At 35.9% G+C, this 14,434-nt stretch carries 15 protein-coding genes and 1 pseudogene; 10 read left to right on the top strand and 6 right to left on the bottom strand.

Features of this window, described 5'->3' with window-relative positions; all coding sequences use genetic code 11:
- Both yajC and nusB read right to left on the bottom strand, forming a co-directional pair.
- Positions 1 to 313: preprotein translocase subunit YajC (gene yajC / locus A3SG_RS20015; protein WP_016990753.1), on the bottom strand; the 313-nt coding region annotated here is incomplete at its 3' end.
- 30 nt (positions 314 to 343) lie between these two features.
- Positions 344 to 1,256, bottom strand: a pseudogene (gene nusB / locus A3SG_RS20020) (transcription antitermination factor NusB).
- Positions 1,257 to 2,025: 769 nt separating this feature from the next.
- Here nusB and A3SG_RS0114635 point away from each other — a divergent pair.
- The 9 genes from A3SG_RS0114635 (at position 2,026) to A3SG_RS20035 (ending at position 11,144) form a co-directional block, all read left to right on the top strand.
- Positions 2,026 to 3,786 carry an ABC transporter ATP-binding protein gene (locus tag A3SG_RS0114635; protein ID WP_016990757.1) on the top strand — a complete coding sequence of 587 codons (1,761 nt, stop codon included), beginning with the start codon at positions 2,026 to 2,028 and terminating at the stop codon, positions 3,784 to 3,786.
- Positions 3,787 to 3,857: 71 nt separating this feature from the next.
- Positions 3,858 to 4,241: a PUR family DNA/RNA-binding protein gene (locus A3SG_RS0114640; protein ID WP_016990758.1), complete on the top strand. Its 384-nt coding sequence runs from the start codon at positions 3,858 to 3,860 to the stop codon at positions 4,239 to 4,241.
- Between the two features lie 132 nt (positions 4,242 to 4,373).
- A complete protein-coding gene (locus A3SG_RS0114645) occupies positions 4,374 to 5,276 on the top strand; it encodes a mechanosensitive ion channel family protein (RefSeq protein WP_232226388.1) in 903 nt (300 codons plus the stop codon).
- Positions 5,277 to 5,565: 289 nt separating this feature from the next.
- The gene (locus tag A3SG_RS22450) at positions 5,566 to 5,793 is read left to right on the top strand and encodes a hypothetical protein (RefSeq protein WP_232226390.1); all 228 of its coding nucleotides are present in this window, start codon (positions 5,566 to 5,568) and stop codon (positions 5,791 to 5,793) included.
- 313 nt (positions 5,794 to 6,106) lie between these two features.
- Positions 6,107 to 6,412 carry an MFS transporter gene (locus A3SG_RS22455; protein ID WP_410501000.1) on the top strand — a complete coding sequence of 102 codons (306 nt, stop codon included), beginning with the start codon at positions 6,107 to 6,109 and terminating at the stop codon, positions 6,410 to 6,412.
- Positions 6,413 to 6,524: 112 nt separating this feature from the next.
- Entirely contained in the window at positions 6,525 to 9,050 is a 2,526-nt protein-coding gene (locus A3SG_RS0114665) for a cation-translocating P-type ATPase (protein ID WP_016990761.1), read from the top strand.
- A 5-nt stretch (positions 9,051 to 9,055) separates the two neighbouring features.
- Positions 9,056 to 9,856, top strand: a complete 801-nt coding sequence (locus A3SG_RS0114670) for a sulfurtransferase (RefSeq protein WP_016990762.1) — start codon at positions 9,056 to 9,058, stop codon at positions 9,854 to 9,856.
- Between the two features lie 240 nt (positions 9,857 to 10,096).
- A complete protein-coding gene (locus A3SG_RS20030) occupies positions 10,097 to 10,555 on the top strand; it encodes a GNAT family N-acetyltransferase (RefSeq protein ID WP_232226395.1) in 459 nt (152 codons plus the stop codon).
- A 94-nt stretch (positions 10,556 to 10,649) separates the two neighbouring features.
- A complete protein-coding gene (locus A3SG_RS20035; RefSeq protein ID WP_029596836.1) occupies positions 10,650 to 11,144 on the top strand; it encodes a nuclear transport factor 2 family protein in 495 nt (164 codons plus the stop codon).
- Between the two features lie 54 nt (positions 11,145 to 11,198).
- On the opposite strand, the gene A3SG_RS0114685 is transcribed toward A3SG_RS20035, so the two are convergent.
- From A3SG_RS0114685 to A3SG_RS0114700, 4 genes are all read right to left on the bottom strand, one after another.
- A complete protein-coding gene (locus A3SG_RS0114685) occupies positions 11,199 to 11,654 on the bottom strand; it encodes a YbhB/YbcL family Raf kinase inhibitor-like protein (RefSeq protein WP_016990766.1) in 456 nt (151 codons plus the stop codon).
- A gap of 89 nt (positions 11,655 to 11,743) precedes the next feature.
- Positions 11,744 to 12,076 (bottom strand): four-helix bundle copper-binding protein, encoded by a 333-nt coding sequence (locus tag A3SG_RS0114690; protein ID WP_016990767.1) that lies wholly within the window; start codon positions 12,074 to 12,076, stop codon positions 11,744 to 11,746.
- A 318-nt stretch (positions 12,077 to 12,394) separates the two neighbouring features.
- Positions 12,395 to 12,529: a hypothetical protein gene (locus A3SG_RS22755; RefSeq protein WP_016990768.1), complete on the bottom strand. Its 135-nt coding sequence runs from the start codon at positions 12,527 to 12,529 to the stop codon at positions 12,395 to 12,397.
- Positions 12,530 to 13,207: 678 nt separating this feature from the next.
- Entirely contained in the window at positions 13,208 to 13,549 is a 342-nt protein-coding gene (locus A3SG_RS0114700) for a tRNA-binding protein (RefSeq protein WP_016990769.1), read from the bottom strand.
- Positions 13,550 to 13,662: 113 nt separating this feature from the next.
- Here A3SG_RS0114700 and A3SG_RS0114705 point away from each other — a divergent pair, with 113 nt between their 5' ends.
- Entirely contained in the window at positions 13,663 to 14,220 is a 558-nt protein-coding gene (locus A3SG_RS0114705; RefSeq protein WP_016990770.1) for a thioredoxin family protein, read from the top strand.
- The last annotated feature ends 214 nt before the right edge of the window (positions 14,221 to 14,434 follow it).

Below are 14,434 nucleotides of genomic sequence, written 5' to 3' on the forward strand. Positions count from 1 at the left end.
GTAAATATACTGTTTTTCTAAAATTATTTTTTGTGATTACAGCACTTTTAGCAACAGTAGCGCTCATTTCCATAGAAATTGCAGAACGCTCCATTTTTAATTTCCCAGACATTGTTTCAATTACAACTGTAGTATCTGCTAGCTCTGAAACTTTACCGTGAAGTCCACTTTTAGTGATGATTTTGTCCCCTACTTTTAGAGTGCTTTCAAATTCTTTTTCATTCTTCGCTTTTTTCTGTTGTGGTCTGATCATAAAGAAATAAATCACCACAAACATTAATAAGAAAGGTGCAAATTGAGTTAATTGTTCCATCATTTTTTAATCTTTTTTTTATTATTAGCATTACATTAAACCGCGACCGGTTTTATTCAATTTTTTATTGATTTCTAGTTCTTTAACTAAATTATCAAGAATTCCGTTGATAAAAATACTACTTTTTGGTTGTAGAATACTCTTTGGCAAGTTCTAAATATTCATTTAGCGTCACTTTTACGGGAATTGAAGGGAATTTCAAAAACTCACAAATAGCCATTTTAAGAATAATAGTGTCTACCTCAGCGATTCGATCACTGTCCCAGTTTGGTGTTTTGTCAACAAACTCTTTTGCCAGCTCTGCCTCGTTCAAAATTGTTTTTCTAAACAAATCTTTAACGAACACTTTATCCTCACTATCCTTGTACACTTTAGGAACGGTAAAATTATCATCCATGATAGGCTTCATGGCTTTTAACTGCTTTACAATATGTGTGTTTACTAAAGGTATATCATCAATCCAAGTCAGTTTATCGTCTTCTAAAAATTCGTACAATTTTTCATTAGGTACGATTACTTCTAAAAACAAATCTACAATAAGATTTCTGTCTTCCTCAAAAGAGGTTGTTGACTCACTCATGTAATCGATATAGAACTTGCTTGCTTTTATAGCATTAAGTAACAGCAAAATATAATCATCATTCAAAGTCCACGCATCTACTTTACGCGTTTCCATAGCGATGCTAAGAGAATTGTTTTCAGCAAGAATTTGAAAGATGCTGTTTTTAATAAATTTTTCGTTGGGTTTACGTTCCTCAGGCGTAGCGAGATGTTTTAAGCTTGATTTATGTAAAAAGACAGCCTCTCGTTTACCTATTTCCATTAAGGAAGAAATCATTGTAAGGTATAAATCTTGAATATTATCGATACTGTGAAAAAGGAACTTCTCTTCCTTCTCTAAATTATCAGAGCCGTTTTGATGCATCGCATAAATGGACTGCATGACTTTAACGCGAATGTGTCTTCTATTTACCACCTTGTAAGAACTTTTATTAAATTAATCTGCAAAATTAGGCATTTCCTTTTTTAAAATAAAATTAAAACACCAAATAAAGGTTTTGCTACTAATTTTGTTTCCTTTATGCTACCTTACATTAAAAAAGTCAGTGTTGCAGATACAACTGGAAAATTTGACCATCCAGAAGCACACGAATCAAAAATAGATTTTAAAATTTTACTTAAAAAAACATACGTTTTATTTAGGATATAGTACACTAAACTATTTATCGAGTCTATTCACTTTAAAATTTTACAGGCAGTACTTTCCTTGCGATTCTCCCTTAATCAAGAAATCAAGAGTTTTCTGAGCTCAATTATCACTGACTCTAGCGACCTTACCCGCATATTTTCGACCCATAATCACTATTTTACAGATCATTCCACAAAAAACAACAAGCAGTGTATCATTCGATACTTCGCATTCATTGGTATAATTATACATTTGGAGACCTTCTAAAGCTGATCTCATAACTGAAATAGGAATACCAATAATTGCTTTTAAACCTGTATCTTTGCAGCTGAAAAATACAAGCTGTTAGTGATCATCAAATGATAATTATCCAAAAACAGGATCTATTTTCTGGAGTTACTTTCCCGTTGTTAAAGTGGCACCCATGGTACTATTTCCTTTGATAAAATTACGACTTTGTAAAAAATAAAAATAAATATTATCATAAAAAAGAAACGATTTCAATACAGAAGATCTTAAAAAAATGAAAGAATTACTTTATTTAAACAAATACTTCGTCAAATACAAATACAGTTTTTCACTAGGTATTATATTCACAATTATCGCTCAAATTTTCATGCTGTTCACGCCTAAACTGATCAGTAGTTCGTTCAAGGCGATTGAAGCATTTTCCAGCGACAAGAATATTCCGACATCTGTTATACGAGATGAGTTAATTTCAAACATCTTATTAATCATTGCAACTACCATAATTGCCGGTTTTTTGACTTTCCTGATGAGACAAACCTTAATCGTCATGTCCCGTCATATCGAATTTGATTTAAAAAACGAAGTTTTCAGGCAGTATGAAAACTTAACCCAAAATTTCTATAAAAAGAATCGTACGGGTGATTTAATGAATCGCATTAGCGAGGATGTTTCAAAAGTGAGGATGTACGTTGGCCCCGCCGTAATGTACTCCATAAATACAGTTATCCGTTTTACCATCGTGATTGTATACATGTATAATGTATCCCCGCGATTGACATTGTATACCATACTCCCCTTGCCGCTCTTATCGTATGGCATCTTCAAATTGAGTTCAGAAATCAATAAGAGAAGTACTATTTTTCAGCAATATTTATCGAAAGTATCCAGTTTCTCACAAGAAATATTTTCAGGTATACGCGTTATCAAAGCTTACTCATTAGAAAACCAACATCAAAACAACATGGTGTCCTTGGCCAAAGAAAGCAAAAGTAAAAGTTTGAATTTGGCCAAAGTGCAGTCCTTATTTGGACCGTTAATGTTGGCTCTTATCGGAATCAGTAACTTAGTTGTAATCTACTTTGGTGGCTTAATGTACATTGAAGGTACGATTAAAAGTATCGGTACGATTGCTGAATTTATTTTGTATGTCAACATGCTTACTTGGCCCGTAGCCTCATTAGGATGGGTTTCATCGATGGTACAAGAAGCAGAAGCTTCGCAAAAAAGACTGAATGAGTTCCTGAAAATCGAACCGGAAATAAAAAACAAAAACCCAAATAAATCAATCATAAACGGCGCAATTTCATTCCAAAATGTGAGCTACACGTATGAAGACACAAATATAAAAGCACTTAAAGACATCTCTTTCACCGTGAAAAAAGGAGAAACCTTAGCAATTCTTGGGAAAACAGGGTCTGGAAAATCTACAATTTTAGCCTTGATTTCACGTCTTTATGATGTGAGTGACGGGAAAATCACAATTGACGATCAGGAAATAAGTTCCTTAAACCTTTACGATTTGCGAAACAACATCGGAATCGTGCCTCAAGATGCTTTTCTCTTTTCAGATTCTATTAAGAATAACATTAAGTTTGGTAAAGAAGACGCAACTGATGTTGCAGTAAAAGCAGCTGCTAAAAGTGCGGTGGTACATGACAATATCATGGGATTCAAAAAACAATACGACACCATTCTGGGCGAACGCGGAATTACACTTTCTGGAGGTCAAAAACAACGAGTCTCCATTGCCAGAGCGATAATTAAAAACCCACCTATTTTACTTTTTGATGACTGTTTATCGGCTGTTGACACAGAAACCGAAGAAAAGATATTAAATAATCTAAACGAAATCTGCAAAGACAAAACGACCATTATTGTAAGTCATAGAGTTTCCTCAGCCAAAAATGCCGACAAAATTATTATTATAGATGATGGTAAAATAATTCAACAAGGATCTCATAACCAGTTATTAAATCAAGAGGGATATTATGCGTCCTTATATTTAAAACAACTCTCAGAAAAAGAATTGCAGTAATTGTTGTTTAATACAGATATTTTTATGATTTTTGATTACGATTTAACAACCATAAATTGAGAGAAAGGATTATGAGAGAAAATGACATGTTAGAAAAAGAAGAGATATTTTCTAAAGTTTTACGTGCTGGAAGAAGAACCTATTTCTTTGATGTAAGAGCGACAAAGGCAGATGATTATTACATTACTATCACTGAGAGTAAAAAATTCACTGAAGAAGACGGATCGTTTCACTTCAAAAAACATAAAATATATTTGTATAAAGAAGATTTTTCTGCTTTCTCGGAAATCCTTGGAGATATGACCGCTTATGTTTTAAACCACAAAGGTGAGGAAGTAATTTCAGAAAGACATCGAAAAGATTTTAAAAAAGAATTTGTTACCGAAAAAGCAACAACAGAAGAAAATTTGCCAAATATATCTACTTTTACAGATATTGATTTTGATGACATTTAATTTATAGTACTAAATTGAATACTTTACTTACTTAAGCAAAAAGTCCAAAATTCACATGATTTTTGGACTTTTTACATATAAACGAACACTTTTTTATAACTGAAAATTACACCACACATGCAGGAAATCTTTATGAAATACACGGACAATTACGCTGAACTTATTATTCCTTGGTTATTAACAAGCGGCCTTAAAATAGTTTTAATCATTACAGGTTCTTTAATTCTCAACAAGGTTATTGTGACTTTTATCGAAAAAGCAGTAAGGATTGCCGTAAGACCGGATGGAGTTTCGTCTAAAGATGCCGAAGAAAAAAGAGAAAACACGCTAATCCAAATATTTACCACTACCTCAAGGATTGCAATACTGACCATTGCCGGTTTGATGGCGCTTCAGGAGTTTGCAGTAGAAATCGGTCCTATATTAGCAGCTGCAGGAATTGTGGGCCTAGCATTTGGTTTTGGAGGTCAATATCTTATCCGTGATATTATTTCTGGTCTTTTTATTATTCTTGAAAATCAATATCGTATTGGTGATGTTGTGAAGTTTGACAATGCAGGCGGTACGGTTGAAGAAATCAGTTTAAGAAAAACAACTTTAAGAGACTTAGACGGAACCGTTCACCATGTCCCACATGGCGAAATAAAAAAAGTGTCGAATTATTCCAAGGATTTTTCCCGCATAAACTTAGATGTTGGCGTGGGATACGGATCTAATTTGGAACACGTTATTGGAGTGATAAACAACGTAGGAACTGAAATGGCTACCGATCCTTTGTGGGAAAATTACATCATACTTTCTCCTCAATTTTTACGCGTCAATGATTTTGCAGATTCTGCCATTATGCTAAAAATATTAGGGGAAACATTACCAAGTAAACAATGGGAAGTAGCCGGAGAACTACGGAAAAGACTAAAAATTGCCTTTGACAATGAAGGAATAGAAATTCCGTTTCCACAAATGGTTGTGCACCGACCAAAAGGAGTTGAAGAAAGTACTTCTAAAAATAACACGAACGAAATTGAAAAAACATAACGTTATTCGCTTTGGAAAAACTATTTTTTGAAACAAGTACATCCATTATTTAAAAAGTCTGAAATTCATATAATTTACGCACTTTTTATTTATGTTTATAATGAATAACTCCCAATTCATCCTATTTTGAAAACATCAGTCGTAAATTCTGGATTTTATCTTTAATAAGCTTGTTTACGGATACGGCAAGTGAAATGTTATATCCCATTATACCCCTTTATTTAAAGTCAATTGGCTTCTCCAAGTCCTTACTGGTACTCTTGAAGGTGTTGCTAAAACTACAGCGGGATTGAGTAAAGGCTATTTTGGAAACCGTTCAGATGTGAACAGAAAAAGAGTCCCATTTGTTCAACTGGGCTATACTTTTTGCGCCATTTCAAAACTTATGATGGCGTTGATCGTTTTTCCACTTTGGATTTTCTTTGCACGCACCATTGACCATTTTGGGAAAAGGCATCGAACCGGAGCAATAGAGGCCGTGCTTTCTGATGAAGCAACGCCGCAAGCCTTTTGTTAAAAGATAAAAAAAGAACGATTGCAACAGATAAAAAAGCAACTCCCTTCTTCTCCTTTTTGAGCTGTGGGAAAGTATGACCTCCCATGTATCGAAAAGTCGTTATCGGACTTTTAGCGTTTACTTTATTTAATAGCTCCGATGTTTTCTTACTGCTTAAAGCCAAAGAATCCGGAGTAAGTAATACACTGGTCTTTGGTATTTATCTCTTTTACAATCTCATTTATGCTTTATTTACTTTCCCGATAGGAATCTTAGCGGATAAAATTGGGCTAAAGAAAGTGTTCATTTTTGGAATAGGTATTTTCTCTATTGTATATTTCGGTTGGGGCTCAATCATAACCAGTATGTTTTCATAGTACTCTTTGCTCTTTATGGAATCTATGCGGCAGCGACCAAAGACCTCACCAAAGCTTGGATTAGTTCTATCTCGAAAGAAAAAGACACCGCAACAGCTATCGGGAGCTATTCCGCCTTTCAAAGCTTTTTCACCTTGCTGCCCCGTTCCTTGGCGGGACTAATGGGGTATCAGTTTGGAGCGAATGCCACTTTTATAGTGACCGCATTTGCTAGTATTTTAATTGGTTTCTATTTTATTTTTATGAATAATGAAACAGTATAATTTTAGTAGCAATACCCTGATTATGGTCTTTTGTTTCACAAACCATTGCCTAGTCTACTTATATTAAGACTAAAAATCTTATATTTGAGTAGCAGAATTCATTCTCAAAACTATGCCAAGAAAAATTAATATTCCCGAATACATGATAGGCTTGACTGATGCAGAAGTTAAAGTCTCAAGGAAAAAGTTTGGTGAGAACGAACAAATTCACAAACAAACGCACAGATGGTGGGTAGCTCTTTTTGATCTGTTCAAAGAGCCTATGTTACTATTATTGATAGCCGTAGCGATCATTTATTTTATCATGGGACAAAATAACGAAGCTTATTTTATGCTGGCCGCAATAGTCGTAGTCTCCGGAATTTCTTTTTACCAGGATAACCGCAGTCGGATTGCAATAGAAGCTTTAGAAAAGTTAAACGAGCCTTTGAGCACAATCTTACGAAATGGAGAACCAATAACAATTCCCACTGCAGCAATTGTAATCGGTGATCTAGTAATAGCCAAGGAAGGAAATACAATCAATGCCGATGGAGAAATTGTACATAGCAACGATTTCTCCGTTAATGAATCCCTATTGACCGGCGAAGCGTATGCTGTTTTCAAATCAGAAAAAACGGAGCTGAAATCTGTTTTCAGCGGTACACTTGTTGCCTCTGGTCTAGCGGTTTATCGGGTAACTGAAATTGGCCCGAATACAGAAGTTGGTAAACTAGGTAGTTCCTTACAAAACATCAAAGAAACACCTACTCCGTTACAAGTTCAAATTCAAAAATTTGTGAAAGTGATGGCCATTATGGGCATTGCTGTTTTCTTATTGGTTTGGGGCGTTTATTTTTGGAAAACAAATAACCTATTAACCAGTTTATTAAAAGGGCTTACCCTGGCGATGTCTATTCTTCCCGAAGAAATACCTGTTGCGTTTACTACTTTCATGGCCCTTGGATCATGGCGATTGATGAAGGAAGGCGTGATAGTCAAAAAAATCAGAACGGTAGAAAGCTTGGGAAGTGCCACGATAATTTGTACGGACAAAACGGGAACGCTGACAGAAAACAAAATGAGCCTCCAATCCGTTTACGCTTTTAGCAGCGACAAATTATACGAAAAAGAACAATGGAATACGGAAGAGGCAAAAAAAGTAATTGAAATAGCAATGTGGGCGAGCGAACCTGTGCCTTTTGATCCGATGGAAAAAACGTTACACAAGGCGTATAAGAAAACAACAACAAATGATACCCGAAGACAGTTTTCCATGGTACATGAATACCCGCTTGACGGAAAACCACCCATGATGACGCATGTGTTCCAAAACGAAGAAGGCAGACGTATTATTGCGGCTAAAGGCGGTCCCGAAACAATCATAAAGGTATCTAACCTCAACACTGAGCAAAAACAACAAATTAATGATATGCTAATTACATTGACATCAAAGGGATATCGCATACTTGGTGTTGGCTATTCTGATTATGCAGAAACCACTTACCCGAAAAACCAACAGGACGTACCTTTCCATTTCGTGGGATTAGTGGTGTTTTACGACCCTCCTAAACCAAACATAAACAGTGTCATTCAAAAATTTTATGAAGCGGCTATCCAAGTAAAAGTCATAACAGGAGACAACAGCTTAACCACAAAGGCCATTGCTGAAAAAGCAGGAATTAAAAATACCGAAAGTGTACTAGAAGGAGAACAGTTCATGCAGCTGAATGAAATCGAAATGCTAAAAGCCATTCACAGCACAACTCTTTTGACCCGTATGTTTCCAGAAGCTAAACTAGCCGTTGTGAATGCCTTAAAAAAAGACAAGCAAGTAGTAGCGATGGTGGGTGATGGTGTAAATGACGGTCCTGCATTGAAAGCTGCCAATATAGGTGTCGCCATGGGGAAAAAAGGAACTGAAATTGCAAAGGAAGCCGCAGATCTTATTTTAGTTGATGATGATTTATCAAAAATGATTATCGCGGTGGCCGCAGGACGTCGCATCTATTCCAATCTTAAAAAAGCAATACGTTATATTGTTTCCATTCATATTCCTATCATATTAGCCGTATCGTTACCCTTGTTTCTGGGATGGATCTATCCTGATATTTTCACACCCGTTCACGTCATTTTTTTAGAGCTGGTTATGGGACCGATGTGTTCGATTGTTTATGAAAATGAACCTGCTGAAAAAAACAGCATGCAAAACTCACCACGACCAATAAGTAGTAGCTTCTTATCGCTCAAAGAATTAGGAATAAGCATCGTGCAAGGAATTGGGATTACCATAGGAATCCTATTTGTGTACCAATGGACCGTAGAAAATGGAGGTGACGAACAATTGACGCGAACAATGGTATTTACCACTTTAGTATTTTCTAATGTGATTCTGTCCTTAGTAAACCGCTCCTTTTATTATTCTGTTTTCACCTCTTTACAAAATAAAAACAACATGATGGTCATTGCCAATTCACTGACCTTGCTGTTCCTGGCCCTGATTGTATACATCAGTCCAATTGCCCGTTTCTTTGATGTACTTCCTCTACAACTGTACCAAATTATAATTTGTCTTGGCGTGAGTGGCGTTTCGGTACTTTGGATTGAAATCTGGAAATGGAATAAGCGAAAAAATAACACACAACCCCGCGAAATATAAAAACAATGAAAAATCCAATAGTATCTGTAGCTTGGCTTCATAAGCATCTGCAAGACCCCGATTTAATTATTCTAGATGCCATTTTGGAAATGCCTACAGAGGATGTCCAAATAAAAGGTACTAGAACATTTGACATCAAAAACAAGTTTAGCGATAGTAATAGTGCGCTGCCCAATACCGTACCAAGCCCAGAAGCCTTTGCGGCAGCCTGTCGTAAAATAGGCATTTACAACGGCAGTAAAATTGTGGTGTATGATGCCAAAGGAATTTATTCGAGCCCAAGAGCGTGGTGGCTTTTTAAAGTCATGGGACATGAGAATGTTTTGGTACTCGATGGCGGCTTGCCTGCGTGGATAAAGGAAGGCTATGCCACTGAAAAAAGACAAGAACAATTGTATGAAGAAGGTGATTTTACTGCAAATTTCCAACCGCAGTTGTTTAAAACCAAAGAACAAGTTTTAGAAAACACACAGACTAAAGAAGCTTTGCTTGTTGATGCCCGATCTACCGATCGTTTTCTTGCCGAAACGGAAGAGCCAAGAGCTGGGTTGAGAAGCGGACACATTCCCGGTTCAATAAACATTCCCTATACGAAACTGCTGAAAGACGGAAAATTTTTACCCAAAGAAAAATTAAAAGAAATACTTACAGTACCGGAAAAACCACTGATTTTCACTTGTGGATCTGGTGTAACAGCTTGTATTAATATGATTGCCTACGAACTCGTTTCAGATAACTCTAAAGCAATTTATGATGGATCTTGGACCGAATGGGGACAAGAAGTAAATTTACCAATTGAGAAATAGAGAGTTAGAACTATGAGCAAAAAAGGCCGTCCCAAATTAGAAAATCCTATTTAGTTTTCGTTATCAAAAAATCACAACGAATATTCAGTAGCCTATGATGACACTCTATTTTATAATCCTGAGTATTGTCCGTTTGGGGCTGCACTAAATACTAGAAAGAGTTCTAAAGGTATTGCCCAATATTCTAATTTATCAGATGATTTTTTTATTGTTGGCGAAAAGCCAGAAATCCCCGGTACTTTGACAATAGCGAATGAATTGGTTTGTCTACAGATGAATATCCGTGAATCAATAGACATTCCAATTATCAACACTATTATAAAACTGGAAGAAAGTCACAGAGAAGATCTTCTGGAATTAGTCAAAATAGTCTATCCTGAATATTTTAAATCTAAAACAGCCACATTTAGGAACTATTATGGTATTTACAAAGACAACCAACTCGCAGCATCTACCGGTGAAAGAATGCAAATGAATGATTTTATTGAAGTCAGTACGGCAATTGCACATCCAGATTACCTTGGAAAAGGATCTGCAAAACAGTTGTTAGCGCATACCGCAAATGCCATTATTGCTCAAAATAAATCCGCTTTCTTCCATGTATATGAAAAAAACATTGCTGCCATTAATTTATATGAAAAATTGGGGTTTAAGACAAGGCGGAAAATCAGCTTTTGGCATATTAGAAAGAAGCAATAGCAGTACTTACCTACATCTAGATTTGTTTAAAATTACTTTATTTTTCTATATTCGGCGCTACTAAAATAGATAAAATAAAAAACAATATGAAGTTATGAAAAGTACAAAACCTTTCTTTTTTTCTTCCGTTAGTATTCTTCTTTTTCTATCGGCCTGCTCGTCGCATCAAATTCCGACCCGGCTACAGGACTACGGCTATATTGTGGACAATCAACAATTATACAATGAAATTATCAGTATGGACAGTACTTTTTTCCATGCCTACAACAATTGCGACATGGATAAACAGGCCGCCATTTATGGGGACAGTTTAGAGTTTTATCATGATAAAGGCGGTTTGACGACCTCAAAACAAGCAATTCTTGATGCAACGGAAAAAAACATCTGTGGCAAAGTGACCAGAGAATTGGTAAAAGGAAGTGTAGAAGTGTACTCCATCAAAGATTATGGCGCTGTGGAATTAGGGTTACATAAATTCCACAACAATCAAGAGCCGGCCGGAACACCTTCGAAAGCAAGTAAGTTTATAATAATGTGGAAGCGTCAGAATAATGTATGGCGCATTACAAAGGTAATTAGTTTGCATTAATACCAAAAAAAGCTGCCTTCATAAAAAGACAGCTCTTTATTTATTACCATCAGTTTACTTTTCATACAAACCTAAAAGTTCTCCTGAGCATATAATATGTGGTCCCATTGCTGCCATCAATTCTTTTTCATTGGTACTTGGAGGCAACGTACTCAATTTATTGTCCAGGGCATAGACTTTAAAATGATACTGATGTATCCCACTTGGAGGGCAAGGACCTATATATTTATTTTCTCCCATAGAGTTTCTCCCTTGGATGCCGGGAACGCTATCTTCTTGTATAATTCTTTCGGGAAGAATATCCCATACGAGCCAATGGCAATAGCATCCAGAGGGAGTATCTGAATCATCCACAATAATAGCGAGACTTTTTGTGTTTGTAGGAAGTTCTTCTATTGTCAATTCTGGGTTAATATTCAATCCATTACAAGTATATTGTGAAGGAATCATTTCGTTACTCTTAAAAGCCGAACTTTTTACAACTAAGGTTTTGATTGCTGATGTTGCCATAATAATTAGTTTAATCCTGTTTATGTTGGTTTTCTTATGATCGGTTTGCTATTAGCGAAGCTGAGCGGCCTTAACAAAATTAAATTTTGTTACTCTCTATTTGCCATTTCATGTTCATGGCACATTTCTGCACATTTACGGCAAGCTTCCGCACATTTTTGACAATGCTCCATTTGTGCGTACTTTTCACACTCAGAGGCACACCTTTCGCACATCACTAAAGTTGTTTTTAAAAAAATATCAACATTCTCTGATTTTCGTTCTAATAATTGTGCTGTTAAACGACATAAATCTGCACAGTCCTGATCGTGCATCATACAAGTACTCATGTCCATTTCTTTTTCTAACTGACATGCATCATGACAATGTGTGCATTGTGCCGCACAAAACTGCAATACCTCAATCATTTTTTGCTTTTCCATTGTAATTAGTTTTTAGATTTATATTCTTGTTTTTATTTTATACTCCAAATGGGAACGTTTCCCTAATTTGATTTCCATCGGGCTTTATTTGAAGTGGGGATAATGCCAAAGCTTCTTCTATATAAATGAAGGTATTATAGCGGTAATGAATCTTGCTTGGGACATAATTGGCAAAATGCTCGTATTGTGATCGATACGCAACGCCTATGGCACGATGCCCAAATTCCCGCTCTCCAAGTTATTCTCCCATTGATTCAGTCATAAATACAATCCTATCTTTAGCCCCGCGTTTGTGCAATTCCAATTCCCAGCTGTACTTTACGCTTTAGGAACCTGCACCATCTGAATGACATCGCGCCCACTCTCGTCCAGCAATAACTTTCCCCCAATGGGAACTATAGCAATTCCGCCAAAATAACAGTTTCCCAGTTGGCCCAAATCTAAGTCGGCCACCTATTGAAACAATGAAGAAGGTCTATAACCCGTTCCTCTGAATCCGGATCATTTTTCAAAAATTAATTTGATTTATAAAATCCTGGCCAATCTCCTTCTACGGCAATAAAAGACAATCCATTTTTTTATTATCCTTTTGCTGATTTTCATACACCAATTTTAGTATTTACGACTGCCATGTGAGGCCTCAATTGATAGTGCATATTTAGCATCCCCAATTTTTTCGATCAGTTCATCTATAGCACCCTCATCATTACGTTCGATTGAGTTATCAAGAATTGACTTTCTCAAAGCTAGAATTTTAAATGCTTTGTATTTTGATTCCGATATTTACATCCTACTAAAGTATTTACATCCTTTATTAAGATAGTCGCAAATAAATTCCAATAATATAAAAGCGCTAGTCCCCTTTAACTGTCAATAATCAGTGATAGCAAAGTGTAATACTCCAGCTCATTAACCGCTATTCCAATATATAGAAGTGACTCCAATCAGCCACTATTTTATATAGCCTATAGTGAAGTTACGATAAATTATGATTCAAAATATTGATTAATAGCATATTAACATTTTTAAAATTGAAATATTAATTATAAAAAAGATATATCTTACTACAAGAAGGAAGTACGAGGTTTGCGAGGTATTTTAAAAAATAGTGTTAAAAAAGGAGTGTCTTTGTTAACCGATTCGGAGTCCGTTTTCAATTTTAAAATCGGGGGCCAGTAAAACAACATCCCCTTCCTCTCCCACAGCACCTAGAACGAGACATTCGCTCATAAACTTACCAATTTGCTTTTTTGGAAAATTTATGACGGCAACAACCTGGCGATGGAGCAAATCAGCATTGGCGTAGCGTTTAGTAATTTGTGCCGAGGTCTTTCTGATTCCAATAGCTTCTCCAAAATCTATGGTGAGTTGGTAAGCTGGTTTTCGGGCCTCCGGAAAATCATTTACTGCCACAATAGTGCCTACGTGCATAGCCACTCTTTCAAATTCTTGCCAAGCTAAATTATGCTCCATCTTAGATTTTTGATTTTATTTCAATGAATTATAAAAACTAAAAATAATCATTTGGCTATAAAAGCAATGCTTTTTTCTTAACTTTAAACTTCAAACTTAAAACAAAATACTCAATGTCACGAATCCCCTCCAATATGGCCGCTCTGGGAACGAAAGCTCCCGAATTTTATCTAAAAAACATGGAATCTGGAACAGAATCTTTTTCTTTTGCCAATTTAAAAGGGGAAAAGGGAACCTTAGTCCTTTTCATTTGCAATCACTGCCCGTTTGTACTTCATGTGATTGAAGAGGTCGTTATGATCGCTAATGACTATCAGGTACAAGGACTTGGTGTTATCGCCATTTCGAGTAATGATGTGGCGAATTATCCGCAGGATGGGCCAGAACTCATGAAAGAATTTGCATTCGAAAATAATTTTGAATTTCCTTATTTGTATGACGAAACACAGGAAGTGGCTAAAGCCTACCATGCTGCCTGCACTCCTGACTTTTTTTTATATGATAGCCAAGACAAATTAGTCTATCGCGGACAACTCGATGATAGCAGACCTGGAAATGGCATTCACCTTAGCGGCAATGATTTACGTGGGGCGATTGACAGCATTATTTACAACCGTGCAATGAATCCAAATCAGAAACCGAGTATTGGGTGTAATATAAAATGGAAATAAGATTAAAGGTTAGATTAAAAATCGATAGTCACTGATACTATTTTTTTGTTGAAAATTTTAAAAAAATTAAAATACTTATTTAGTCTAAAAGAATATCAATCAGCTTCGTACTTCAAAATAGGTTCTTCGATACTTCGTCAGCAGTTTCCCTTTTCGTCTAACCGACCTGCTTAGCAATAAAATTAGAGGAAGTAAGTCAACAACTTTTATTTAG

The organism is Flavobacterium sp. ACAM 123 (assembly GCF_000264055.1).
Classification (GTDB): domain Bacteria; phylum Bacteroidota; class Bacteroidia; order Flavobacteriales; family Flavobacteriaceae; genus Flavobacterium.